Source organism: Vibrio sp. T20 (assembly GCF_007858795.1).
Taxonomy (GTDB): Bacteria; Pseudomonadota; Gammaproteobacteria; order Enterobacterales; family Vibrionaceae; genus Vibrio; species Vibrio satsumensis.
The window spans coordinates 1-25,842 of record NZ_VFEB01000045.1 but is presented as its reverse complement, the minus strand read 5'-3'; the positions used below and the strand labels follow the sequence as shown (position 1 = coordinate 25,842).

At 44.5% G+C, this 25,842-nt stretch carries 18 protein-coding genes and 2 tRNA genes; 11 read left to right on the top strand and 9 right to left on the bottom strand.

What is annotated here, in order from left to right; all coding sequences use genetic code 11:
* Positions 1-124: 124 nt before the first annotated feature.
* Positions 125-2,785, bottom strand: a complete 2,661-nt coding sequence (gyrA, locus tag FTW16_RS02020; protein WP_146489868.1) for a DNA topoisomerase (ATP-hydrolyzing) subunit A — start codon at positions 2,783-2,785, stop codon at positions 125-127.
* A 258-nt stretch (positions 2,786-3,043) separates the two neighbouring features.
* On the opposite strand from gyrA, the gene ubiG reads away from it, so the two are divergent.
* From ubiG to yfaE, 4 genes are all read left to right on the top strand, one after another.
* Positions 3,044-3,787, top strand: a complete 744-nt coding sequence (gene ubiG, locus FTW16_RS02015; protein ID WP_186728010.1) for a bifunctional 2-polyprenyl-6-hydroxyphenol methylase/3-demethylubiquinol 3-O-methyltransferase UbiG — start codon at positions 3,044-3,046, stop codon at positions 3,785-3,787.
* 508 nt (positions 3,788-4,295) lie between these two features.
* Complete coding sequence (nrdA, locus tag FTW16_RS02010; protein ID WP_146489867.1) at positions 4,296-6,578, top strand: class 1a ribonucleoside-diphosphate reductase subunit alpha; 2,283 nt, start codon at positions 4,296-4,298, stop codon at positions 6,576-6,578.
* Between the two features lie 103 nt (positions 6,579-6,681).
* Complete coding sequence (nrdB, locus tag FTW16_RS02005) at positions 6,682-7,815, top strand: class Ia ribonucleoside-diphosphate reductase subunit beta (RefSeq protein ID WP_060982424.1); 1,134 nt, start codon at positions 6,682-6,684, stop codon at positions 7,813-7,815.
* Positions 7,815-8,093 carry a class I ribonucleotide reductase maintenance protein YfaE gene (gene yfaE / locus FTW16_RS02000; RefSeq protein WP_146489866.1) on the top strand — a complete coding sequence of 93 codons (279 nt, stop codon included), beginning with the start codon at positions 7,815-7,817 and terminating at the stop codon, positions 8,091-8,093. Before nrdB ends, yfaE begins: the two co-directional genes overlap by 1 nt.
* A gap of 174 nt (positions 8,094-8,267) precedes the next feature.
* Here the strand turns inward: yfaE and napF are convergent, their stop codons facing one another.
* Complete coding sequence (gene napF / locus FTW16_RS01995) at positions 8,268-8,783, bottom strand: ferredoxin-type protein NapF (protein ID WP_146489865.1); 516 nt, start codon at positions 8,781-8,783, stop codon at positions 8,268-8,270.
* A complete protein-coding gene (locus FTW16_RS01990) occupies positions 8,783-9,349 on the bottom strand; it encodes a molecular chaperone (protein WP_146489864.1) in 567 nt (188 codons plus the stop codon). The genes napF and FTW16_RS01990 overlap by 1 nt, the downstream gene beginning before the upstream one ends.
* Positions 9,350-9,547: 198 nt before the next feature.
* Between FTW16_RS01990 and FTW16_RS01985 the strand changes: the two genes are divergently transcribed.
* The 3 genes from FTW16_RS01985 to FTW16_RS01975 are packed head-to-tail and all read left to right on the top strand — an operon-like array spanning position 9,548 to position 13,465.
* Positions 9,548-11,986: a DmsA/YnfE/YnfF family dimethyl sulfoxide reductase gene (locus FTW16_RS01985; protein ID WP_146489863.1), complete on the top strand. Its 2,439-nt coding sequence runs from the start codon at positions 9,548-9,550 to the stop codon at positions 11,984-11,986.
* An 11-nt stretch (positions 11,987-11,997) separates the two neighbouring features.
* Positions 11,998-12,618, top strand: a complete 621-nt coding sequence (locus FTW16_RS01980; protein WP_004733360.1) for a DMSO/selenate family reductase complex B subunit — start codon at positions 11,998-12,000, stop codon at positions 12,616-12,618.
* A gap of 1 nt (position 12,619) precedes the next feature.
* Entirely contained in the window at positions 12,620-13,465 is an 846-nt protein-coding gene (locus FTW16_RS01975; RefSeq protein ID WP_146489862.1) for a dimethyl sulfoxide reductase anchor subunit family protein, read from the top strand.
* 161 nt (positions 13,466-13,626) lie between these two features.
* Here FTW16_RS01975 and FTW16_RS01970 read toward each other — a convergent pair whose 3' ends face one another.
* Positions 13,627-14,865 carry a CinA family nicotinamide mononucleotide deamidase-related protein gene (locus FTW16_RS01970; protein ID WP_146489861.1) on the bottom strand — a complete coding sequence of 413 codons (1,239 nt, stop codon included), beginning with the start codon at positions 14,863-14,865 and terminating at the stop codon, positions 13,627-13,629.
* Between the two features lie 210 nt (positions 14,866-15,075).
* Here FTW16_RS01970 and FTW16_RS01965 point away from each other — a divergent pair, with 210 nt between their 5' ends.
* From FTW16_RS01965 to FTW16_RS01950, 4 genes are all read left to right on the top strand, one after another.
* Positions 15,076-15,984, top strand: a complete 909-nt coding sequence (locus FTW16_RS01965; RefSeq protein ID WP_146489860.1) for a DUF3943 domain-containing protein — start codon at positions 15,076-15,078, stop codon at positions 15,982-15,984.
* Positions 15,985-16,216: 232 nt separating this feature from the next.
* Positions 16,217-16,729 (top strand): glycine cleavage system protein R, encoded by a 513-nt coding sequence (locus tag FTW16_RS01960; RefSeq protein WP_050646057.1) that lies wholly within the window; start codon positions 16,217-16,219, stop codon positions 16,727-16,729.
* Positions 16,730-16,920: 191 nt separating this feature from the next.
* On the top strand, positions 16,921-18,561 hold the full coding sequence (locus FTW16_RS01955) for a DUF1566 domain-containing protein (RefSeq protein ID WP_146489859.1): 1,641 nt from the start codon (positions 16,921-16,923) through the stop codon (positions 18,559-18,561).
* Positions 18,561-19,100, top strand: a complete 540-nt coding sequence (locus FTW16_RS01950; RefSeq protein ID WP_146489858.1) for a DUF1566 domain-containing protein — start codon at positions 18,561-18,563, stop codon at positions 19,098-19,100. The genes FTW16_RS01955 and FTW16_RS01950 overlap by 1 nt, the downstream gene beginning before the upstream one ends.
* Before the next feature lie 77 nt (positions 19,101-19,177).
* Here FTW16_RS01950 and nspC read toward each other — a convergent pair whose 3' ends face one another.
* From nspC to FTW16_RS01925, 5 genes are all read right to left on the bottom strand, one after another.
* Positions 19,178-20,311, bottom strand: a complete 1,134-nt coding sequence (nspC, locus tag FTW16_RS01945; protein WP_146489857.1) for a carboxynorspermidine decarboxylase — start codon at positions 20,309-20,311, stop codon at positions 19,178-19,180.
* Between the two features lie 211 nt (positions 20,312-20,522).
* Entirely contained in the window at positions 20,523-21,773 is a 1,251-nt protein-coding gene (locus FTW16_RS01940) for a carboxynorspermidine synthase (RefSeq protein ID WP_146489856.1), read from the bottom strand.
* A gap of 8 nt (positions 21,774-21,781) precedes the next feature.
* Complete coding sequence (locus FTW16_RS01935) at positions 21,782-24,733, bottom strand: pyridoxal phosphate-dependent class III aminotransferase (protein ID WP_186728009.1); 2,952 nt, start codon at positions 24,731-24,733, stop codon at positions 21,782-21,784.
* A gap of 913 nt (positions 24,734-25,646) precedes the next feature.
* Positions 25,647-25,722 (bottom strand) — tRNA-Gly (locus FTW16_RS01930).
* Positions 25,723-25,754: 32 nt separating this feature from the next.
* Positions 25,755-25,841 (bottom strand) — tRNA-Leu (locus FTW16_RS01925).
* Position 25,842 lies beyond the last annotated feature (1 nt).

The following is a 25,842-nucleotide window of genomic DNA, read 5'->3' as shown; positions in this document are numbered from 1 at the left end:
CAATATTGATCGAGACTTAGCTATTAGGATTTACGCGATCAGAATAAACGAGCAGACAATAAAAAACCGAGCACTTAGGCTCGGTTTTTTCAATGGTAAGCTTAATTACTTAACGTAATCGAGATTACTCAGTATCTTGCTCGTGATCACTTTCAGAGTCAGAAGCATCTGATGCTTGCTCTTCACTTGATTCAGAAACTTCAGTGTTGATAGTTTCAGCATTTGCTTCTTCAGCTTCGCCTTCTACAATCTCAGCTTCTTCTACTTCGTCGATACGTTGTAGACCTACAACATTCTCGTCATCAGCAGTACGAATCAGTGTTACACCTTGAGTGTTACGACCAACTTGGCTTACTTCCGCTACGCGAGTACGTACTAGTGTACCTGCGTCGGTGATCATCATCATCTCATCGCCTTCTTCAACTTGAACAGCGCCAACAACTGGGCCATTACGTTCAGAGACTTTGATAGATACTACACCTTGCGTTGCACGGCCTTTCGTTGGGTACTCTGCTAGCTCAGTACGTTTACCGTAACCGTTTTGAGTCACAGTTAGGATATCGCCTTCGTTAGAAGGAACAATCAGTGAAACCACTTGATCGTCTTCTGGAAGCTTCATACCACGAACACCAGAGGCAGTACGGCCCATTGCACGTACTTTGTCCTCGTTAAAGCGAACAACTTTGCCCGATTTAGAGAACAGCATGATGTCGCTATCACCGTTAGTGATATCAACGCCAATCAGTGAATCGTCGTCACGTAGGTTAACTGCGATTAGGCCGTTAGCACGTACGTTTGCGAATTGATCCAGTGATGTCTTCTTAACTGTACCGTCACCCGTAGCCATGAAGATGAATTTCTCGTTAGAGAACTCAGAAACAGGCAGGATAGCCGTAATACGTTCACCTTCTTCTAGAGGAAGAATGTTAACGATAGGCTTACCACGAGCAGTACGACTTGCTAATGGTAGTTGGTAAACTTTCAGACGGTATGTCTTACCACGAGTAGAGAAACATAGGATGTTATCGTGAGTATTAGCAACAAGCAGACGCTCAATGTAATCCTCATCTTTCATCTTAGTTGCACTCTTACCTTTACCACCACGACGTTGAGATTCGTAGTCGCTTAGGATTTGGTACTTAACGTAACCTGCGTTAGAAAGCGTTACTACAACGTCTTCTTGAGCAATCAGCTCTTCCATGTCGATGTCATGAACTGCCGCTGTGATTTCTGTACGACGCTCGTCGCCATAGATTTCACGTACCGCTTCAAGTTCTTCACGGATAACTTCCATCAAACGCTCAGTGCTTGCAAGAATGTGCATTAGCTCAGCGATTTCTTCTAGAAGTGCTTTGTACTCGTCTAGAATCTTCTCATGCTCAAGGCCTGTTAGGCGGTGAAGACGAAGTTCTAGAATAGCTTGTGCTTGCGTTTCCGTTAGGAAATATTGGCCATCACGGATACCGTATTGGTCTTCCAACCAATCAGGACGAGCTGCATCAGTACCAGCGCGCTCAAGCATTGAAGCAACGTTACCAAGATCCCAACCGCGTGCAACTAGGCCAGCTTTTGCTTCAGCTGGTGTTGGAGCGTTACGGATAAGCTCAATGATTTCGTCGATGTTAGCAAGAGCTAGAGACAACGCTTCAAGGATGTGTGCACGATCGCGCGCTTTCTTCAGTTCGAAGATAGTACGACGTGTAACAACTTCGCGACGGTGGTCTACGAAGCACTTAAGCATGTCTTTGATGTTGAACAACTGAGGTTGACCGTTATTCAACGCAACCATGTTGATACCGAAAGTCGTTTGCAGTTGAGTTTGAGCGTATAGGTTGTTTAGAACCACTTCGCCTACTGCATCACGCTTACATTCAATAACAATACGCATACCATCTTTATCAGATTCGTCACGCAGTGCACTGATGCCTTCTACTTTCTTATCTTTAACCAGTTCAGCAATCTTCTCGATCAAACGAGCTTTGTTTACTTGGTAAGGGATCTCAGTAACGATAATGGTTTCTTTACCATTCTTCTCTACTTCGATATCCGCTTTTGAACGCATGTAAACCTTACCGCGGCCAGTCTTATAAGCATCAACGATGCCTTTACGACCACTGATAAGTGCTGCTGTTGGGAAGTCAGGACCAGGAATGTAGTCCATTAGCTCATCAATAGTGATCTCTTCATTATTGATGTAAGCCAAACAGCCATCAACAACTTCACCAAGGTTATGTGGTGGAATGTTGGTAGCCATACCTACTGCGATACCAGAAGCACCGTTTACCAATAGGTTAGGAATTTTTGTAGGAAGTACTGCTGGAATTTGTTCTGTACCATCGTAGTTCGGTACGTAATCCACAGTTTCCTTATCAAGGTCAGCCAGTAGCTCGTGCGCAATTTTCGCCATACGAACTTCGGTATAACGCATTGCAGCCGCGGAGTCGCCATCGATAGAACCAAAGTTACCTTGGCCATCAACTAGCATGTAACGCAGCGAGAACGGTTGAGCCATACGAACAATTGTATCGTATACAGCGCTATCACCATGCGGGTGATATTTACCGATTACATCGCCTACTACACGAGCAGACTTTTTATATGGTTTGTTCCAATCATTACCTAGTACATTCATCGCGAACAAAACGCGGCGGTGTACTGGTTTTAGGCCATCACGCACATCTGGAAGGGCACGACCAACGATGACGGACATCGCGTAGTCTAGGTATGAACCTCTAAGCTCATCTTCAATATTTACGGGCGTGATCTCTTTCGCTAGATCGCTCATAGAGCCATTTTCCCTCTATAGTCAGATCGTATTTTTGAATACGTATAAGACCGAAAAATATAACACAAATTTACCTACGGAGGCATCACTTTCCCTCTCCTTTTACCATCTTGTGACCCTTGTAGCCAATCAATTGATGAGAAATTGCACCTCCGCATCATATCTTGCTGAAACATGGTCACTTTACATCCAATAAACTAGCAAAATTGTAGATCTTCTGGTCAGCGCGAAAAGGCAAGTTATAATGCCTGCAATTTCATGGATGCATTATTTAACTTGGAAATGCCGATTATGACTAAATCACAGAACGTAGACCCAGCAGAAATCAAGAAATTCGAAGACATGGCGTCACGCTGGTGGGATCTAGAAGGCGAATTTAAGCCGCTACATCAAATCAACCCACTGCGCCTAAACTACGTGTTAGAGAAGACTGAAGGCCTGTTTGGCAAGAAAGTCCTCGATGTTGGCTGCGGCGGCGGTATTTTAGCGGAAAGCATGGCTGTTGAAGGTGCAGTCGTGACTGGTCTAGACATGGGTAAAGAGCCGCTTGAAGTAGCACGCCTTCATGCACTGGAAACTGGCACAAAGCTCGATTACATCCAGAGCACTATCGAAGATCACGCAGAGCAGAACCCACACACTTACGATGTGGTAACGTGCATGGAAATGCTTGAACACGTTCCTGACCCACAATCTGTTATCACTGCCTGTTCGAAATTAGTGAAACCGGGCGGCCATGTATTCTTCTCTACATTGAACCGTAATTTCAAATCTTACTTGTTTGCGATTGTCGGTGCAGAGAAGCTATTGAAGATTGTTCCAGAAGGCACTCATGAGCACGAGAAGTTCATTCGCCCTGCTGAACTTATCAAGATGGTTGATAACACTCCGCTGCAAGAGTTAGGGATTACGGGACTGCACTATAACCCTCTTACGGACACTTACCGTTTAGGCCAAAAAGTCGATGTGAACTACATCGTTCACACACAAAACTTTGGCTAAAAAATATCGGTAGGTCTACCGTAAAACCTTTTGTAAAAAAGACGAATGAAAAGAGTTGCAATTACCATAACTTTGCGACTTTTTTCAGTCTAAATTTCGTGCGCCAGCTTCCATTTTGACCACCTCGATTTAAATTTAATCGCCCAAAATCCATCGCCCATTTTGCTCAAAGATCAAGGGATTTTTTTTTATTGGCGAGCAAAATTAAAGCATCATCAAAAGCCGACTTTTATACAATCAAGTCACATCTAACCTCATCAGTTAGTGGTCACTTACAGTTTTTTTTCAATCCACCACTTATCCACAAGCAACCCCATTTCTTTACCTTGAAAAATATCAGTTGTAGCACTATCTTGTAACCCAACAAACAAATGACCCCTATATGTTGTGTTTGAACTACAATATATGGGTAGACCAAGATCACAAAGCCGAAACGTAATTTACAAAAATTACACAGAAATACACAAAAACACGGCCTTGTTCAGTTTTGTTAGGGAAATTAAGCAGAATGAACCAACAACTTACTGTTACCAAGCGTAACGGGCGCAAAGAAACGATCGATCTAGAGAAGATCCATCGCGTGATTACATGGGCAGCTGAAGGCTTGCACAATGTTTCTGTATCACAAGTAGAATTGAAAGCTCACATTCAGTTTTACGATGGCATCACCACTACTGACATTCATGAAACTATCATCAAGTCAGCAGCGGATTTAATCTCTGAAGAGACTCCTGATTACCAATATCTAGCAGCACGTCTGTCTGTATTCCACCTACGTAAAAAAGCGTACGGCGAATACGAGCCGCCAGCACTATATGACCACGTTGCAAAACTGGTTGATATGGGTAAATACGATAGCCACCTTATGGAAGACTACACGAAAGCTGAATTCGAAGAGCTTGACGAGTACATCGACCACAAACGTGACTTAGACTTCTCTTACGCAGCGGTTAAGCAGCTCGAAGGTAAATACTTCGTTCAAAACCGTGTAACGAAAGAAATCTACGAGAGTGCTCAGTTCCTTTACATTTTAGTTGCTGCGTGTTTATTCGCTAAATACCCGAAATCGACTCGTCTTGACTACATCAAACGTTTTTACGACGCATCGTCTACGTTTAAGATTTCTCTACCTACACCGATCATGTCTGGTGTACGTACGCCTACTCGTCAATTCAGTTCTTGTGTACTGATCGAGTGTGGTGACAGCCTTGATTCAATCAACGCAACAGCAAGCTCAATTGTTCGTTACGTATCTCAACGTGCTGGTATTGGTATCAACGCAGGTCGTATCCGTGCGCTTGGTTCTGAAATCCGTAATGGTGAGGCGTTCCACACTGGCTGTATCCCTTTCTACAAATACTTCCAAACAGCAGTAAAATGTTGTTCTCAAGGTGGTGTTCGTGGTGGCGCAGCAACAGTGTTCTACCCATTGTGGCACGGTGAAGTTCAGTCTCTATTAGTACTGAAAAACAACCGCGGTGTTGAAGAGAACCGTGTTCGTCACATGGATTACGGCGTACAGCTGAACAAGCTTATGTACTCTCGCCTAGTTCAAGGTGGCAACATCAGCCTGTTCTCACCTTCTGACGTACCTGGCCTTTACGATGCGTTCTTCGAAAACCAAGACCGTTTTGAAGAGCTATACGTTAAGTACGAAAACGATCCTTCAGTGAAGCGTGAAACAGTAAAAGCGGTTGAGCTTTTCTCTCTGCTAATGCAAGAGCGTGCTTCTACTGGTCGTATCTACATTCAGAACGTTGACCACTGTAATACACACAGCCCATTTGATTCTGAAGTAGCCCCTGTTCGTCAATCGAACCTATGTCTAGAAATCGCGCTTCCTACTAAGCCACTTTCTAACGTAGAAGATGACGAAGGCGAAATCGCACTATGTACACTTTCAGCGTTCAACCTTGGCGCAATCAATGAACTAGACGACTTAGCTGAGCTTTCTGAGCTGGTTGTTCGTGCTCTAGATGCACTTCTTGATTACCAAGACTACCCGCTTCCAGCAGCATACAAGTCGACAATGAACCGTCGTACTTTAGGTGTGGGTGTAATCAACTACGCATACTACCTAGCGAAGAATGGTGTTAAGTACTCTGATGGCAGCGCGAATGGCCTGACTCACCGTACTTTTGAAGCTATTCAATATCACTTGCTAAAAGCGTCTGTTGAACTAGCGAAAGAGCAAGGTCGTTGCCCATCTTTCCACGAGACCAACTACGCGAAAGGCCTACTGCCAATCGATACTTACAAAAAAGATATCGACTTAGTATGTGAAGAGCCACTGCACTACGATTGGGATACTCTACGTGAAGAGATCATGGAGCACGGTCTGCGTAACTCTACGCTAACTGCGCTGATGCCTTCTGAGACATCGTCTCAAATCTCGAATGCGACTAACGGTATCGAGCCACCACGTGGTTACGTATCAGTGAAAGCATCGAAAGACGGCATCCTTAAGCAAGTTGTTCCAGATTTCCTAAATCTTAAAGAGAACTACGAGCTACTTTGGAACATTGGTTCTAACGACGGTTACTTACACCTAGTGGGTATCATGCAAAAATTCGTTGACCAAGCTATCTCTGCAAACACTAACTATGATCCAAGTGTTTACGACAGCGGTAAAGTACCAATGAAGAAGCTGCTTCAAGACCTACTAACAGCGTACAAGTACGGTGTTAAGACGCTTTACTACCATAACACTCGTGATGGTGCTAAAGACGACCAAGGCGATGCAGTTCAAGTGCCGGAAGAAGATTGTGAAGGCGGCGGTTGTAAGATCTAAACCGCAATAAACATTAAGACCCCAGAGAAGAGTTATCTTCTCTGGGTTTAAAGCATTAACAGGGTCCGTTTTATTACGGGTCTTTAAAGGATTTGAGGCATTTATGGCTTACAGTACTTTTTCTCAGACTAAAAATGACCAACTAAAAGAACCAATGTTCTTGGGTCAGTCAGTTAACGTTGCACGTTACGACCAACAAAAATTCGAAATTTTCGAAAAGCTTATCGAGAAGCAGCTTTCTTTCTTCTGGCGCCCAGAAGAAGTAGACGTGTCGAGCGATCGTATCGACTACAACAAACTTCCTGAGCATGAAAAACACATCTTCATCTCTAACTTGAAGTATCAAACGCTTCTAGATTCTATCCAAGGTCGCAGCCCTAACGTTGCCCTACTTCCATTGGTATCTCTACCAGAAGTGGAAACTTGGATTGAGACATGGTCTTTCTCTGAAACGATTCACTCTCGCTCATACACGCACATCATCCGTAACATCGTGAACGATCCAGGTGTAGTATTTGATGACATCGTTGAAAACGAAGAGATCCTTAAGCGTGCTAAAGACATCGCTTTCTATTACGACGACCTAATCAAGCTAACGGCTGACTACCACCGCTACGGTGAAGGCAACCACAGCATCAACGGCGAAGACGTTAAGATTTCACTTCACGACCTGAAGAAGAAACTTTACCTATGTCTAATGTCGGTAAACGCGCTAGAAGCAATCCGTTTCTACGTTAGTTTTGCTTGTTCATTCGCGTTCGCTGAGCGTGAGCTAATGGAAGGTAACGCTAAAATCATCAAGCTAATCGCTCGTGATGAAGCACTTCACCTTACTGGTACTCAGCACATGATCAACTTGCTACGTAACGGTCAAGACGACTTCGCATTCATGCAAATCGCTGAAGAGTGCAAGCAAGAGTGTTTCGACCTATTTAAAGAAGCAGCAGAGCAAGAGAAAGAGTGGGCAGAATACCTATTCAAAGACGGCTCTATGATTGGCTTGAACAAAGACATTCTTTGCCAATACGTTGAGTACATTACCAATATTCGTATGCAGGCTGTTGGCCTAGGTACCGCTTACCCAGAAGCAACATCAAACCCAATTCCATGGATCAACGCTTGGTTGTCTTCAGATAACGTTCAAGTTGCTCCACAAGAAGCAGAAATCAGTTCTTACCTAGTTGGCCAAATCGACAACGAAGTAAAAGCTGACGACTTTGAAGGATTTGAGCTGTAATGCCAACAATCAAAATCAACAAGCTGATTTCAATTGAATCTAACCCTTCAAACACTCTGTTGGAAACAATGGAACAAGCGGGATTAGAACCAGAATACAACTGCCGAGATGGCCACTGTGGTGCATGCCGCTGTACGTTGGATTCTGGTGAAGTCGAGTACGTTGGTTTTGCTATGGCTTACACGCAAGGCAACGAAATCTTGCCTTGTATCTGTAAAGCAAAGACTGAGCTATCGCTGAGTAACGTTATTCATAGAAGCAAGCAAAAACGCGCATAAGCCAACTGGCTGTAGGTCATCTTGTTCGAATATCGTCAATAAGAATTAAAAAGGGTCCGCTTCCTCTAGGAATGCGGACCCTTTTCTATTTATGTCTTTGAGCCTCAGAGGCGACTCACCTACTACTCAACCAAAATCTTTCTATTGGTTTATACCCTAAACAAAGCCAAACATTTATTGCTGAGACAGGTTAAGGGTCACTGAGCCAATGTAACAAGCGCTTCGGCACTCTCCACAGCCGTTACAATTGTCTTTGTCTACCGTAGGTAACTCTCCTACTTCGATGTGTATCGCACCGTCTGAACACGCAGCTTGGCATGCTGAGCAATCCATTTGCATGTAATTATTACAGCTATCCGCAAAGCTAGGCTTCAAGTCAATATAAGGTGTGACCGTTGGATGAAGCGCGCCAGTCGGACACATTTCAGTACATTTGTTACACATAGAACAACTGTTGTAATCCAAATTCAGCAGCGCACTGCCCTCTAGCATCTCAATAACGCTATTCGGACACGCTTGCTCACACAACCCACAACCGTCGCAAAGACGCTCAAACAGCACCTCATCGACCGCTCTTGGCGGCCTTGCATGCAAGCGCTGTGATATCTCTTCATAATCCGCGGCTGCTTTAACCGGTTTAGAAAGTCGAGTTAAGAAACCGCGTCTATTTGAATTTATTTGTTCAGACATTAGTCGATATATAACTTTTTAGTAGCAACGTTTAAATTATATTCAGATGTTAAGTACTTAAACCAACCTATTACATCAACCGATAGCTTTTTATAAAAAGATAGCTCTGATGCTTTATTTAGTTTTTCTAAATAAACAGAAGACCAAGTTAATAAGTGACCTTCAAGTAATTCACCAGCTGAATTAATATTATTATTTTCTAACAAATATGCATGAGCGAATAACATTAAACCAAATTGATCTTCCGGCTCTCTTAAACCTGTGTCTAATTCAATCTGATTCAATTCTAAAAACTGGCGATACTCTACAGTAGAAGCGCCGAACACAACGCGGTCTTTATCTAGGTACACTGAACCCCAAGGTGGCGCTGGCATGTCTCCCACGCCTTCAAACAGGCGGCTGAACTCTGCTGCGAGTGCATCTTCGTCTTCACTTCTCAATGCCAGCAAGCATTCTTGAGAGAGTACTTCGCTCTCAACCAAGGCTTCAACAATGGTGATTAACTGTTCTTTACTTGTCGCTTGATAAAATAGCGAACCCAACAATTTATGCGTATCGATAATCATTATTATTTATAACGTTATAGGTTTAAAGATAATTATATTAATTAATCCATTTTATTCTTTGATCCATTTTATACATTCAATTCATAAACTTTAAATTCCACACTTATTTGACGCCTATCAATCAACATTTAAATATTAAAAGACAAAAACAAAACTACCTATAAAGTGCTAGCCATCAATAGCAAAAGGCATCTTAGAATGACGAATAAGAAAGAATCTGGGGTAATGAATCTTACTCGAAGAGGCTTCATGAAAGCTTCTTCTGCGGTAGGTAGCGCAGCCGCACTCGCGGGCGGTATCGCTTTACCTTTCAAATCCAAACCAGTAGCGGCTGCGGTTGCTGAGAGTGTGGATGAGAAAATCGTATGGAGTGCATGTACTGTAAACTGTGGCTCTCGCTGCCCATTACGTATGCATGTGCAAAACGGTGAAATCAAATACGTAGAAACCGACAACACTGGTACTGACGAATACGGTCATCACCAAGTTCGTGCTTGTCTACGTGGTCGCTCTATGCGCCGCCGTGTTTACAACCCAGATCGCCTGAAGTACCCGATGAAACGTGTGGGCAAACGTGGTGAAGGTAAATTCAAACGTATTAGCTGGGAAGAAGCTTACGATGAAGTTGCTGGCACCATGCAACGCCTTATCAAAGACTATGGTAACGACACTATCTACCTAAACTACGGGACAGGTACACTTGGCGGTACAGTAACTAAGTCTTGGCCACCAGCTCAAACGCTGATTGCTCGCCTAATGAACCTAAGTGGTGGTTACCTAAACCATTACGGTGACTACTCAACAGCGCAAATCGCGAAAGGCTTGAGTTACACCTACGGTGGTTGGGCAAACAACAACTCTTTCTCTGACCTAGAGAACACCAAGCTTAACATCCAGTTTGGTAACAACCCTGCCGAGACACGCATGTCTGGCGGCGGTCTGATCCACCACTATGTAGAAAGCAAAAACAAGTCAAACGCAAGAACGATCATCATCGACCCTCGCTACACCGATACTGCCGGTGGCCGTGAAGATCAATGGATCCCAATTCGTCCTTCTACAGATGCTGCATTGGTAGCGGGTCTTGCACACGTGATGATCACTGAAGACCTTGTCGACCAACCGTTCCTAGACAAATACTGCGTAGGTTACGACGAGAAGACTCTGCCTGCATCAGCGCCTAAAAACAGCGACTACAAATCTTACATCTTAGGTTTAGGTGAAGATGGCGTAGAGAAAACACCTGAGTGGGCCTCTAAGATCACAGGTATTCCAGTTGATACTATCGTTAAGCTTGGCCGTGAAATGGGCACAGCAAAACCATGTGCAATCCACCAAGGTTGGGGCCTACAACGTACTGCGAACGGTGAACTAGCTTGTCGTGCAATCGCGATGCTGTCGCTACTCACTGGTTCTGTGGGTGTATCAGGCGGTTCAACAGGTGCTCGTGAAAGTGACATCAACATTCCGTTTGTTCGCTTCCCTACTGTGCCAAACCCAGTTGAAACGTCTATTTCAATGTTTATGTGGACAGACGCAATTTACCGTCATCATGAAATGACCGACATCACTGATGGTGTTCGCGGTGCAGAGCGCCTTAAGAACCCAATCAAGATGATCTGGAACTACGCAGGTAACTGCATCATCAACCAGCACTCAGACATCAACAAGACACACGCGATTCTTCAAGATGAAAGTGCGTGTGAAATGATTGTCGTGGTTGATAACCATATGACGTCTTCAGCAAAATACGCTGACATCATCCTGCCAGACTTAACAACGTCTGAGCAAGACGACTGGTGTATGGATGGTAAAGCATCGAACATGCCTTACTTCATCTACGCACAGAAAGCGATTGAGCCTCAGTTTGAAGCGAAATCTATCTACGAGATGTGTACTGAGCTTGCTAAACGCATGGGAGTTGAAAAAGAGTTCACGGAGGGTCGTACTCAAGAACAATGGATTGAGCACCTGTACGCAGAAACTCGTAAGAACGATCCAACCCTGCCAACCTTCGAAGAGATGAAAGAGCTGGGTATCTACAAACGTAGCTACGACCATCACTACATCGCTTATGAAGATTTCCGTAAAGATCCAGAAGCGAATCCACTGACCACACCAAGTGGCAAGATCGAGATCTACTCAGAGCAACTGGCTGATATCGCGAAGACTTGGAAGCTGAAAGAAGACGAAGTGATTCACCCACTTCCAATTTACGCGGACTCTTTCGAAGGCCATAACGATCCGCTAGCAGAGAAGTTCCCACTTCAGCTAACCGGTTTCCACTATAAGGCTCGTACTCACTCGACTTACGGCAACGTTGCAGAGATCAAAGCTGCGGCACCGCAAGAGTTGTGGATCAACCCAATTGATGCGAAAGAACGTGGTATTGAAAGCGGCGACATGGTGAGTATTTTTAACGACCGTGGCGAAGTACACATTCCAGCGAAAGTGACACCAAGGATTCTTCCTCGAGTTGTCGCGCTAGGCGAAGGTGCATGGTACGCACCCGATGGTCAGAAGATCGACCATGCAGGCTCTATCAACGTGCTGACTACTCAGCGCCCGAGCCCACTTGCTAAGGGTAACCCTCAGCATACAAACCTAGTTCAAATCAAAGCGCTAAAGAAAGCATAAGGTAGGTTGGAATGAAACAATACGGCTTTTACATTGATTCAAGTAAATGCACGGGTTGTAAAACCTGTCAGCTTGCTTGTAAAGATTATAATGATCTCGACATCAAAACGAACTACCGTCGCGTATACGAATACGCAGGTGGTGGCTTCACTCAAGATGGTGATACCTGGGTTCAGAAAGATGTCTTTTCTTACTACCTGTCTATCGCTTGTAACCACTGTACTAACCCAGCGTGTGTGAAAGTGTGTCCTTCGGGCGCGATGCACAAACGTGATGAAGACGGTTTGGTTGTGGTTGATGAGAGCGTTTGTATTGGTTGTCAGCACTGCAGCAATGCGTGTCCTTACGGCGCACCACAATACAATGCTAAGAAAGGTCACATGACTAAATGCGATGGTTGTTACCAACGTGTTTCTGAAGGCAAACAGCCTATCTGTGTTGAATCTTGCCCACTTCGTGCATTGGAGTTTGGTGAAATCAATACACTTCGCGAGAAGTACGGCTCTGGTGCGGATGTGGCTCCACTGCCATCTTCAACAGAAACGCTACCGAACATCGTGATTAAGCTGAACAAAAACGCGAAGCCGACTGGCGATACCAGTGGTCACCTAGCAAACCCGAAGGAGGTGTAAGATGATTTTTCATGAGTGGTCTTTAATCTTCTTTACGGTGCTGGCGCAAACTGCAGTTGGTGGTTACTTACTTATTGGTGCTCGCGCACTGGTATTGGGTCATGACGAAGAGAAGCTAAACAGCTACAAGGTTCCAATGTTCATTCTATGGGCACTGATGGGGCTTGGCTTCATGTTCTCGACAACGCACCTTGGCTCTCCACTGCGCGCGTTTAACGCTTTTAACCAACTAGGCTCTGCTTGGCTGTCTAACGAAGTATTTTTCGGTGCGGCATTCTTCACAGTAGGTGGCCTTCAATGGTTACTGTCTGTGGTTAAGAAAGGTGGCGTAGCTATCCAGAAAGCACTGATGGTTGGCGCGATGGTGTTGGGTGCAATCTTCATGTACGCGATGATCAACGTATACATGATCAACACAGTACCTACGTGGGACAACATCTACACACCACTGAGCTTCATCATGACGATGGTTGTGGGCGGTTTATTGCTGTCTCAATTCGTGATTGTATTTGCTAACGACAGTCGCTTTGCGGTTGACCGTAACATCACCATGCTGGCTGTGATTGCTGTTGCGATCAGCTTGCTTGTGACAGTAGGAAAACTGAACCTAATCGGTGACATCCAAACTTCAGCTGCAAAAGCGTCTGAGTTAGTCGATGGTTTAGGTAGCTATGTGATTCTTCAAGTGGCACTGCTGATGGCAAGCTTGTTGATTTGGATTCTACCTATGCTGAACAAAGCAAAAGTGAACCCAGTTAACCTTGGCTTAGCACTAGTACTGTTCTTGGCTTCAGAGTTAATCGGCCGTGGTTTGTTCTACAGTCTACATATGACAAGCGGTTTGTAATCAAGTTCTTACAGACATGAGCTACGTGTAAACATCACTGCTTGTTTGGTTATCTAGAAGGCTAGATAAACAAAAGGCCCAACACCTATTTAGATGTTGGGCCTTTTTATTTCATTTTTTCTAACGTTTTTAGTACAGACTTAACGAGTTCGCTTACATACTTACTTAATGATAGCTGCTGGAATAAACATGTCTTTCAATCGCTTAGCCGAAGAGTAAGTGCCAAACATCGGTTTGTTGTCTAGGTGCCTTCTCAGCATATCGGCTGCTACGGTTTTGATGATGGTACGTGCATCTTCACGCTTGTATTGACGGTAGAACTCCAGCACTTGCCCCCACTCGCCTGCTTCGCTCGATAACGCAATACTAAAAGTATTACCCTCTAACTTACCCGTTACTAAGGCTAACTCTGTGCCGCACTTTTCTCTTGTTGCACCAGCCAATGCAAACGTCGCCGCTAGTGGATCGCTCTTTTCAAGCTCACTCTCTTTTGGCTCCGCCATAACCCAAGAGTGGCCGAAGCAATCTTCAACTTGCTCATTCGATTGCAGCCAAGCCGATAGCGCACCTTTAGTTGACACTTCCGATACCGACAGCGTCTTCTTTCTCTCAGCCATAATGTGGCCGATATGATCGATCATCGGCTCATCAACACTGACAACGTTGCTCTCTAATAGCTTGTACACCATTTGCAGCAGCTTAACGCGAGTTTCTAGATCCGACTTAGGTCCAAATAGTTTCACTTCAATAAACGGCAGATAAGAGCGGTAACCCAATTCATAACCTTGAGGCAATTTCAGCTGGTCTAACACGTCTGATATGCCAGATTCGGACAAACCAAAGGTAAACAACCTGCTGCATTCAGAAGCGACCACTTGAGGATAAGTACGAGCGAGGTCAGGGATAATTTCAAAGCTCACCATGCGCTTAAACTCACTGGGCACTCCCGGAGTAAAATAGAAAGTCGCATCGTTAATCTTAAGTTTGAAACCACATGCAGTGCCGACAGGGTTATCGACGATTTCCGAGTTTACTGGCAGCAAAGCCTGCTTTAGGTTGCTATCCGGCATCGGCATACCACGCCCGGAAAACATCTCTTCCATACGCGCCAGCCATTCAGGGAACATAATGAGTTTCTGCTCTGAGGCAGCAGCAGCAGCTGCTGCACTCATATCATCGGTTGTCGGGCCTAAACCACCATTAACGATAACCACATCATAGTTAAAGCTCAGCATCAGCAGTTCTTCAACAAGAGCATTCATTTGATCACCCACAGTTGAGCGCTTAGCAAGAGCAAAACCATGCTGATAAAACTCAGCAGACATCCAAGCTGCGTTCGTATCTACAATGTCTCCATGAAGAACTTCTTCACCTGTACTTAACATTGCGATTTTCGTCATATTTCTATCCCTTGTTGTCATAAAAAGACACTGCATTATTTACAAACTGGTCTATGGTTGAATTTGGAGCAATTCGCCTTTTCACTAATATTAATAATGTTAAACCTAAGGTTTTCTTAGGAAAAGCTATAAATTATTAGTTCCCTAAATCAGGCATTTAATAGATAATTGTGACCCTGATCAATTCCAAACTTTCTCATGGAGACCCTTGTGGCCAAATCACCGTTACTAGCAAAGGTTACTGCTGCATTTACAATGCTAATGTCAGTTAACTCGGTTGCAAGCCAATACGACTTCGACCAGCCAATCAACCTTTCTTATTCGGATGAATGTGCTCAAGATTACTGTGTTAATGATAGCTTGTACACCTACAAGCCTAATACCAATTACGCACTGAGCGAATCAAGTGATGAGTACGACTTCTCAATCCAACAACCAAAACACATGTTGGTGAGCCAAGAGAAGGATTGGGACTACCTTATGGGCCAAACCTACACCATTTTGGGCTTAAGTGTCGCTACAGTAGGTTTGATGACTCTACTCCCTGAAAGTATCACTAAGTGGGATGATGACCAACGTGACATCAGCTCATTAGGTAAAAAGTGGAAAGACAACGTATCTGAAGGCCCTGTATGGGACCGCGATGAACACTTCCTAAACTACGTGATGCACCCCTATTTTGGTGGTGTTTACTACACCGCAGCTCGACACGCAGGTTACGATGAGTTTGAATCTTTCTTATACTCTTGGACCATGTCTACGTTCTTCTGGGAATACGGTGTAGAAGCGTTTGCCGAAGTACCATCATGGCAAGATCTGTTCATCACTCCATTCTTTGGTGCGGTTGTTGGTGAAATGATGCTAGAAGCAGAGCAAGACATCATTGCTTCAGGCGGCGAAGTGATGGGCTCTCAAACCATGGGTGATGTGTCTCTATTTTTCCTAAACCCTGTTGGACACATCCACTACTGGGTAAGTGATGCTTGGGGCGGTGACGCAGAAGTTAATCTGAATACTAACCCTTGGTGGGATAACCAAGACGCAGCTAGATTCGCATACGATGCTGGTGCGCCATACGATTCTCAGTTTGTTGGTATGAACTTTAAAGTAACCTTCTAATACAGCAACCTAATTACTTTCGTAAAAACAAAACTCTTCTAAAAAGCGGCTCTCTAGCCGCTTTTTTTGTGCCCTACTCTTCATTCTCTTTTTTTGCATCACAGCTTAGTTTCAAAAATTGACCTAGGTCAAACATTGTTCGATGTAACCTTCTACACTGAAATTAAAGAACTTTATCGCGCGATATCAAACATTTAATTAGCAAATAATAATTGAAACTTTGGGGGCTGATATGAACAGTACATTTATCGTAAACTTTATCGGAAAAGCATCACCAGCAACAATCAAACAACTTGCTGCGGTTACTCACGAAAACGACGGCAAATGGCTCATCAGTAAAGTGAACTTTATTGAAGACCAAGTCGCAGGCGTACTCAAGGTTCAACTTCCAGCCATCAACGAATCGATTGTAAAAGAAGCTTTCAGCGCCAACCCGGATCTCATCGTACAGTTTGTCGATTCAGATCATACGCACAATGCTCAAGACACAATCCATCACTTAAGGCTCGACTCTAACGACCGAGCAGGTATCGTCAACGAAGTGACACATGTATTGGATAGACAAGGGATCAGCATTCTAGATATGGATTGCCACCGAGTCTTTATCGCTGGTGGTGGTGGTGTTAGTTCAAGCTTATTCACTTCAAAAATCGCCGTTAAGCTACCAATCGAAGTTCAAATCGATGATGTAGTTAATGAACTCGAAACACTCAGTGAAGACACTCGAGTAATGATTGAAAGCTAATTTAACTTACCTCCTGACGATACCTTAATCGTTGGGAGGCCACCTCATAAATAAGACCTCTCTTACATTACTTACAAAAAAAGCGCATCAAAACACCCAAAACACATAGCCATAGAATATGAAATTAAGTATTTATATAATTTTTTTGATACGATAGATATCTTATATAATTTAGTAGCTTAGGTTCATACATGGAAAGAAAAAGGTCGAGCTGGCAACTCAATGTCATCTCAGCAATCCTTCTTACGACACTTTTTAGCGGTTGTAAAAGTGGTCATGAAAATAACGATAGTGGAACAACTACTACGGGAACAACTTCAAGTACGTCATCTTCCCCTATTACGCTTAGCATCCCAAATAGTGTCTCATTTTCTGAACCACAATCAGGGTCGAAAACAGAATCCATTACCGTTTCTCTTTCCGAAGCATTAGCTCAAGAACTCACCTTAACGATCTCAACTAGTGACGTGACAACTCGCTCTAATGGCACCTTCAAAAACTACGATGCTATCTCAAGCCAAAACGTCAAAATTGCGGCAGGTGCAACCAGCGCAGCTCTACCACTAAACCTTGTGCACAATAATCTGTATGAGGGCAGTAAAACACTTCATTACTCTATTAGTGCTGATAACGGTGCAAATTACACTCTTTCAAACGAACGAACTGTAGTAACTATTGATGATAGCGATACTCAACCAACCGTTAGTTTTAGTAACGACTTAAGTACCGTTGTAGAAGGTGACAGCATTATTCAACAAGCTGTTTTGAGTCATTACACATCTCAAGATGTAACACTTACCCTGACTCAAACCGGTATTGCCGCGCCTGAGGACTTTACTGTTGATATAGCAGGGTTAACTCTTAAATTGCCAGCAGAAACCCTATCAACAAATATCACATTTTCTGCTCGTGATGATAGCTTCGATGAAGGTGGCGAATCGGTAATCTACACGATAGCTTCCGTTGGTAACGCGACTATCGATTCGAGTAAAAACACTCTCGCGTTCTATATTCCTGGGCAGAAAAGTTTCAATGATACTGGGTATGTCACTTATTTTGATGGAACAGACTACGACAGCGTCACTCCTCCAGCATCACATCCAAATCAAGATGCCGATTTTGGTTTAGATGTCACCAATGGAAGTGAACATTCAGATGGGGAATATGGCTTTCGCTACACCAAGCTAGATGCTCACGGAAACCCTCTAATACCTAGCGCTACTGATTGGCGCTGTGTTAAAGATGAGCATACTGGATTGTATATTGAAGCAAAACAAGATCCGATAGCAATGCCCAGCCAGTCCGAGGTCGATACTTGGGTTAAGAACCATAAAGACGCCCCTGACGCCAACCCTTACCCTTGGGGCAGTCAATCAAGCTCATGGAGAAGCGCCTCACACACATATACTTGGTACGACTCTGACAATACAACCAATGGTGGCTATGCCGGAGCACCCAATGATCTCTTGTATAGCGCCGGCCCGATATCTTCTCAATGTGCGTACATTAATGATGGTTCGGGAAGTAACTACTGTAATACAAGTAGTTATATTAGTAGCCTAAACAGTCGCTCTATTTGCGGCATTACAGATTGGCGCTTACCTTCACCTGTTGAAGCCCGTTCATTTATCAACTTCAATGTCGGCACTGCACCAGCAGGAGCCATTCATTTCTTTCCTAATCTTGGAGACCGACTCTTCACGCATTCTAGCTCTGTTAAACAAGATGGTAGTGCTAGATGTATCGACTCTCAAAATGGAGAGCTTGAGCTTTGTAATAAAAACATCGCAGGCTCGACAGGAATTGTGGCTGTAAGTGGAGGTATTGAGTAATGAAACTAAAACTATGCTTAGGTGTAATTGCCTCTCTGTTAAGTGCAAATACCATCGCGCAAACCTGCGTGCAAACTCAAACTCCTTCTCACCAAGACGGACAATTTATTGACCGTAAAGATGGTACATTACTCGACGTAACGACTAATTTGCTTTGGTCAAAATGCAACCTAGGCGAAACCTACAATCAATCCAATGACACATGTGATGGTACCGCGATTAAATATCAAAATTGGCAGGATGCGCTCATCGCAACTGAAGATTCGAATCTGACCACTATCGCAGGTCAGGTTGGTTTTAGGTTGCCTAATATCAAAGAGTTAAGTTCAATCGTTGACTATAGCTGTACTAGACCAGCAATTAACCTGACACTCTTCCCGACAACAACCAACGAACCATATTGGACTAATACTCCTGACGCTCATAAAATCAACAGTGACTATGATGGTTTAATTATTGATTTTGAAGAAGCTTTGGAAGTCATTACCGACCCAGATGATATTCCACATCCTCTTGTTCGATTAGTGAAAACATTTTAATTAGTTTTTACGGTACAAATAATCAAAAAGAGCAGCTCATCCGCTGCTCTTTTTATTTTTCTGAACAATAAAGTCCGTTATTTAACTGACCATTGTGACAATGAACGTTTGAAGTCTTCATAGCCAAACTCATTCAGTTTTTGAACGTCGCCATTGCTGCGCTCGCAGTAGATTGAGGGCATTTTAAGGCCATTGAACCAGTTCAGTTTCACCATGGTATAGCCTGCGCTGTCCAACAAGTGAAGTTTTTGACCAATCTTTAGTGGCTCATCAAAGCTCGCTTCACAGAACTGATCCCCCGCCAAGCATGAACATGAGCCAATCACATAGCTATGGCTACCACTTTCGGACGCTTCTAATACCGATGCTGGTTCATTATAGATAAGCGTATCAAGACGGTGTGCCTCGGTTGCAGAATCGACAATTGCCGTTTTCTTCACGTTCTCAACGATATCAACTACTGTCACAACTAGGTCGGTTGTTTTGGTGATGATCGCTTCACCCGGTTCAAGGTACATTTGCACGCCGTGTCTTTCAGAGAAAGCTTTTAGCGCAAGGCCAAGTTTCTCAATGTCGTAGCCCGGCCACGTGAAGAACACACCACCGCCCATGCTCACCCAATCCAACTTATCTAGGTGACCACCAAACTGTTCTGATATTGAATCAAGTAGGCCGATAAATGCATCGACGTCTTTATTCTCACAGTTCATGTGGAACATCACGCCATTAATCTCATCAAAGATTTCAGGCTTGATGTGGTCAGCTTGCACGCCCAAACGCGAGAACTGACGAGCTGGATTCGCCAAGTCTTGTCCTGCGTAGCTCACACCCGGATTTAAACGTAAACCCAGCGAGGCTTTGCCTTCAACAATATGACGGTAAGCTTCGAATTGGCTTTGCGAGTTGAAGATCATCTTGTTGCAAATATCCGCAACTTCTCTCACGTCATCTTCGCTGTAACCCACACTGTAAGCGTGCGTCTCACCACCAAAGGTTTCGTGGCCAAGCTTCACTTCGTATGGACCAGAGCTTGTCGTGCCATCGAGATACGGTTTGATGATGTCAAACACCCCCCATGTCGAGAAGCACTTGAGTGCCAATACCAACTTCACACCTGAGATCTCTTTCAGCTGCTTGGCTTTCTCTAAGTTCGCAATCAACTTGTCTTCGTTGATCATGAAATAAGGCGTTTTTAGTTCGTTGTTTTGCATGTTAATACCTTGCGGCCCTCGAGTTCACGAAGGCACATGATAATCGAACAAAGCCGACGCAACAGCATCGGCTTGTAATTATACGTTCTCGTCAATCATATGACTTTGAATGGAATTCGCAGAGCTTTGACCTTGTCGCTAGGACATCGCGCGGAGTTTACGAACGTAAATGAGCACGATGGACAACGCGACGAGGGCAAAGAGCCAGAAATTACTTCAAAGTGTGGATCAGAGGTAAACCAGCCGTAGGCTCTAGCTCTTGAACGTGCCAATCTAGACCGATTTCAGGCATGGTTGCTAGGAACGGGTCTGGGTTTAACTGTTCCATGTTGAATACGCCTTTATCAGCCCATTCGCCACGGAAGAACTGAAGTGCAGCCGTAATAGCTGGAACACCTGTTGTGTAAGAGATCGCTTGGTGCTCTACGTCTTCGTAAGCCACTTCGTGGTCTGCGTTATTGTAGATGAATACGCTGCGCTCTTTACCGTCTTTCTTACCTTGAACCCAAGTACCGATACACGTTAAACCAGTGTAACCCGGAGCTAGAGATGTTGGATCTGGTAATAGTGCTTTAAGAACATGCAGAGGCTGAACCACTGTGCCATCGTGCAGTGTTAGCGGTTCAGGGCTAAGAAGGCCGATATCACGCATGCAGTTGAAGTAGTTCAGGTATGCATCACCAAAGCCCATCCAGAATTCGATACGCTTAGCTGGGATGAACTCTTTCATCGAACGAACTTCATCGTGTGCCATTGAGTAAACTTTATGAGAACCACAGTTCGGGAATTCAAACTCAAGCATACGAGAGTGACACGGTACTTGTTTCCACTCTTCATTTTCCCAGTAGAAAGAGTCGCCTTGGATCTCAAGCATGTTGGTTTCTGGGTCAAAGTTGGTCGCAAACTTCTTGCCGTGGTCACCAGCATTCACGTCCATTACATCAATTGAGTCAATCTCATCGAACAAGTGCTTAACCGCGTACGCAGCAAAGATTGATACCACACCAGGATCGAAACCAGCGCCAAGAATACCTGTGATGCCCGCTTCTGCGAACTTCTCACGATAACCCCATTGCCAATCATAAGCTTGTGGTACTTGTTGGCCTTCAGAACATAGGTCAACCGCTACCGATGTATCTAGGTAAGATACTTTAGTTTGGTAACACGCTTCCATGATTGCCATGTTTACCCAAGGAGGACCAGCGTTGATAACAAGATCCGGCTGAACTTCTTTAATCAAAGCAACAAGCGCATCAACATCATCAGCGTCTACTGAACGTGCTTCTAGTTTCTTAGTTGAATCTTTAAGGTTGTTTTTGCCCTTGATAGATTCGATGATTTTTTCACACTTCGCGATGGTACGAGAAGCGATTGTGATATCACCCAGTACTTCGTTATTTTGTGCTGCTTTGTGTGCAACAACCCAACCAACGCCGCCTGCACCAATTTGTAGAATAGCCATAGTTTTAATTACCCTTGTTGTTCTGCTAGCTCAATAGCTAAAGTTTGAATTTTGTTAATTAGAGATGTGAAATCTGATGTCGTTAAGCACGGATTCAAGATAGTGAATTTCAGCGCGCTTTTACCATCCACTACCGTTTCGCCAAGTACGGCAACACCACGAGTCAGCGCTTCCAATCTTAACGTTTGATTCAGTTTGTCTAAATCCATAGCACTGTTTGCTGATTGCTCATTGCTAAGCACCGAACGGAACAGCACCGTCGATAGTGAAGGCTCCGCTAATAGCTCTAAATCCGCTTGATTTTGAATCAGGTCGGCAACTTGAAGCGTCTGCTCTAGGAGATGATCGTACATATCACCCAGCTGCTTTGGCCCAACGCTTTGCATCGTCATGAAGACTTTCAATGCATCGAAACGCTTGGTGGTCGCAATAGACTTATCGACTAGATTTGGCAGCTCATCGTGCTCGCGATTCAAGTAGTCTGCGTGATGCAGTAGGTACTTAAAGTTCGCTTTGTCTTTCAGCAGCACAGCACCACAGCTGATTGTTTGGAAGAACAACTTGTGGAAATCAACGCTGACAGAGTCCGCTTTCTCGATGCCTTTCAGACGAGCTTTATGGCTACTTAAGATAAGCGCGCCGCCGTAAGCGCTGTCGACATGGAACCAAAGGCCTTGTTGGTTTGCGATGTCTGCAATCGCATCAAGGTCGTCGATAGCACCATGATCGGTTGTACCCGCCGTACCAACTACAGCAAAAGGAATCAACCCTTGGGCTTTAAGCGCTTTTACTTCTGCGTCTAAGTAATCCGGTTTGATGGTGCCGTTTGCGTTGGTCTCAACACAGCACACCGCGCTCTCGCCTAAACCGAGCAATGAAGCGGATTTTTGAACCGTGAAGTGAGATTTATCTGAACACAAGATGCGAAGCTTACTCGCGTAATCCGGTAAACCCAGCTTTTGGATAGAGTGACCATCGTGCTCATCCGCAACCCAGTCTCTCGCTAGCAATAAGCCCATTAGGTTACTTTGCGTGCCACCACTAGTGAAAACACCGTCCGCTTGTTCACCTAGTTGGTACTTGTCACACATCCAATCAACCACGCGCTGCTCAACATAAGTCGCAGCAGATGCTTGGTCCCATGAATCCATAGATTGATTCAGAGCCGCGATAATTGATTCCGCTGCTACTGATGCCATTAGAGGAGGCGTATGAAGGTGTGCGATACAGTCAGGGTGCTGCACAAAGATAGAGTTTGCTGCAACTAGGTCAGCGGTGCTATCTATAACGTCAACCAAAGCGTGTTGGTTGTTGTCTAGGTCGACAGCCTTGATAGAAGCCTCTAGCACTTTTGGTTCTAGACCTGAGTATGGAGTTTCAACCTGCTCGAAAACCGCTTTCATTGCCTGAGTGGTTTGGTTCATCACGTTAGCGAATTCGTCGCTACCGCCTAGGCCTGTGTGAATGAAGTGCTTGTTCCACTCTTGATTTGCTTGCTTATCTGAAGCTTGCTCTTCTTGAACACCTCCGCCGGCAGCAATGATGGCTTCTTCCATCACTCGCAGGGCAAAGTCTACCTGTTCGAAAGAGATAATCATTGGTGGCAGGAAGCGAATCACAGATCCATCACGACCGCCCTTCTCGACCATCAAACCACGCTCTAATGCCGCGCGTTGAATAGCTAGGGTCAGGTCACCGTCTGATTTCGGCTCACCAAATTTATTGAGTTCACCGTTTGGTTGCTTGATCTCGGCGCCAAGCATTAAACCTTTACCACGAACTTCAGCAATACAGTTAACGCGAGATTGAATCTTCTCTAACCCATGTCGTAGGTATTGGCCTGCAATGTTCGCGTGCTCAACTAAACCATCTCGCTCGATGATTTCTAACGCTTTCGCTCCAGACACCATTGCCAGTTGATTACCACGGAAAGTACCCGTGTGCTCACCCGCTTTCCATGTATCGATGCTCTTATCGAATACCAGCAGCGACATAGGCAGTCCGCCACCAATCGCTTTAGACAAACATAAGATATCAGGGTTAACGCCTGACTCTTCAAACGCAAATCGATGACCTGTTTTGCCAACACCACACTGGATTTCATCAAAAATCAGTAGGATACCGTGTTCATCACAGATGCGACGTAAACCTTGTAGCCAAGATGCCGGAGCTGGAATTACACCACCCTCACCTTGCACGGGCTCAACGATCATCGCAGCTGGTTTCATGATGCCGGATTCATCGTCATTCAACATACGTTCGATGTAACGAATACTTGCGTTAGCACCCGCTTCACCACCAATGCCAAACGGGCAACGTAGGTTGTATGGGAAAGGCATAAAGTGCACATCAGACATCAAGCCACTACGACGCTCTTTGGTGCCTAGGTTACCCATCATGCCCATGGTGCCATTGGTCATGCCGTGGTAAGCACCACGGAAAGCAAACATGGTGTTACGACCTGTGGTTTGCTTCGCTAGCTTGATTGCCGCTTCAACAGCATCAGCGCCTGATGGGCCACAGAATTGAAGAACCGAGTTATCTGAAAAGTCTTGAGGGAGAAAAGCTTTAACTCGCTTGATAAACGTCTCTTTCGCTTGAGTCGTAATATCCAGAGTTTGGTATGGCAGACCGGAATCAAGTTGGTCTTTAAGTGCTTGGTTAATCTCTGGGTGGTTATAACCCAAAGAAAGTGTACCGGCACCGGCTAAGCAATCAAGAAAGAGTTGGCCACGAGTATCTTCAACTAAAGCGCCACATGCTCGCTTAATAGCAATAGGAAGACGTCTTGGGTAAGAACGTACATCCGACTCATGCTGTTCTTGCTCAAGCAAAATAGCGTCAGGTGTTAGGTCGTAAGTTCCCTCGACGATAGGAACCATAGTTGAAAATGAATTTGCGATAGTATTGATATCGACTTCAAAGGCGGTAGTCATAAAAGTCCCCTTGAATGTGTTCATACTCACCTCCATCAGACGCAACTATCCACCAACCCTCTTTAAATTTGGAGAGAGTTCATAGTTAAGTACGCGTATTGTCTAGAAATGAGATATAGCTGTACGCTCGCATAAGTCAAATGACAAATACGAAATTAAGCCGTCTTAAGACAGCGATAAATTGTTAGCGTGAGCTCAAGGTTCAGTAATGCTACTGTTTTGAAGAATTGGACATTTTTGCAGGATCGGGCAGCTATGAGGAGCTGGTCCCTTTGGAAATGCAGAGCTGATTAGCAATGTTGTAATTAGTGTGTTCAATGTTGGGTTTCCCATTAACATGGCGAACTGCGCCATAAGTATCCCGTCTATCAGCTAAAGGACTAGCCAATACCTACCCTACGTAATGTCCCAATCAGCAAGAATGGTCACTACGCGTATCCCCCAGAAGCAATCGTTGCTCTTCTTGAACATTGTTCATTCCGAGATTGCGCGGAAAAGTAACATAAAGTGAAATGAACGATCAATAGTTTTTAAGAATAGCTTGATAAATAGCAGTGGTGGCTAAGCAATTGCTGTAAATATCGTCAACACTATCGTTTAAGAAAGAGCTCCCCTGTTCATTCGTTCCTCGAGCCCGAGGCTGACGAGGCAGGCATACAGGCGGCGTTAGTGATAGCTTTGAGGCTGTGGCATCTTTTCGTCATTCCCTAGTATGAGGAACGAGTTCATAGGGAATCTCGCTTTTAAAAACTAACTTATCTAAACGAACTTGATTGCGAAATTTTGAGATAGAGATAGAGATAGAGATAGAGATAGAGATAGAGATAGAGATAGAGATGAATTCTAAGTGAGGGCTCGAGCAAGCAAAGTACTTACACGCAAAAGCTAAACCACAGAAACCAAAAAGCCCGAACATTTCTGTTCGGGCTTTTTAATTTGGAGCGATACATCGGGTTCGAACCGATGACCTCAACCTTGGCAAGGTTGCGCTCTACCAACTGAGCTAGTATCGCATTTGCTTTATCGAGATAAAGACTTTAATAGATGGTGCCCCGGGCCGGACTTGAACCGGCACAGCGCGAACGCCGAGGGATTTTAAATCCCTTGTGTCTACCAATTCCACCACCAGGGCA

Excerpts from the sequence above, each read along its gene's own strand:
- gyrA (WP_146489868.1), bottom strand. The coding sequence starts at position 2,785 with ATGAGCGATCTAGCGAAAGAGATCACGCCCGTAAATATTGAAGATGAG.
- ubiG (WP_186728010.1), top strand. The coding sequence starts at position 3,044 with ATGGATGCATTATTTAACTTGGAAATGCCGATTATGACTAAATCACAG.
- nrdA (WP_146489867.1), top strand. The coding sequence starts at position 4,296 with ATGAACCAACAACTTACTGTTACCAAGCGTAACGGGCGCAAAGAAACG.
- nrdB (WP_060982424.1), top strand. The coding sequence starts at position 6,682 with ATGGCTTACAGTACTTTTTCTCAGACTAAAAATGACCAACTAAAAGAA.
- yfaE (WP_146489866.1), top strand. The coding sequence starts at position 7,815 with ATGCCAACAATCAAAATCAACAAGCTGATTTCAATTGAATCTAACCCT.
- napF (WP_146489865.1), bottom strand. The coding sequence starts at position 8,783 with ATGTCTGAACAAATAAATTCAAATAGACGCGGTTTCTTAACTCGACTT.
- FTW16_RS01990 (WP_146489864.1), bottom strand. The coding sequence starts at position 9,349 with ATGATTATCGATACGCATAAATTGTTGGGTTCGCTATTTTATCAAGCG.
- FTW16_RS01985 (WP_146489863.1), top strand. The coding sequence starts at position 9,548 with ATGACGAATAAGAAAGAATCTGGGGTAATGAATCTTACTCGAAGAGGC.
- FTW16_RS01980 (WP_004733360.1), top strand. The coding sequence starts at position 11,998 with ATGAAACAATACGGCTTTTACATTGATTCAAGTAAATGCACGGGTTGT.
- FTW16_RS01975 (WP_146489862.1), top strand. The coding sequence starts at position 12,620 with ATGATTTTTCATGAGTGGTCTTTAATCTTCTTTACGGTGCTGGCGCAA.
- FTW16_RS01970 (WP_146489861.1), bottom strand. The coding sequence starts at position 14,865 with ATGACGAAAATCGCAATGTTAAGTACAGGTGAAGAAGTTCTTCATGGA.
- FTW16_RS01960 (WP_050646057.1), top strand. The coding sequence starts at position 16,217 with ATGAACAGTACATTTATCGTAAACTTTATCGGAAAAGCATCACCAGCA.
- FTW16_RS01955 (WP_146489859.1), top strand. The coding sequence starts at position 16,921 with ATGGAAAGAAAAAGGTCGAGCTGGCAACTCAATGTCATCTCAGCAATC.
- FTW16_RS01950 (WP_146489858.1), top strand. The coding sequence starts at position 18,561 with ATGAAACTAAAACTATGCTTAGGTGTAATTGCCTCTCTGTTAAGTGCA.
- nspC (WP_146489857.1), bottom strand. The coding sequence starts at position 20,311 with ATGCAAAACAACGAACTAAAAACGCCTTATTTCATGATCAACGAAGAC.
- FTW16_RS01940 (WP_146489856.1), bottom strand. The coding sequence starts at position 21,773 with ATGGCTATTCTACAAATTGGTGCAGGCGGCGTTGGTTGGGTTGTTGCA.
- FTW16_RS01935 (WP_186728009.1), bottom strand. The coding sequence starts at position 24,733 with ATGAACACATTCAAGGGGACTTTTATGACTACCGCCTTTGAAGTCGAT.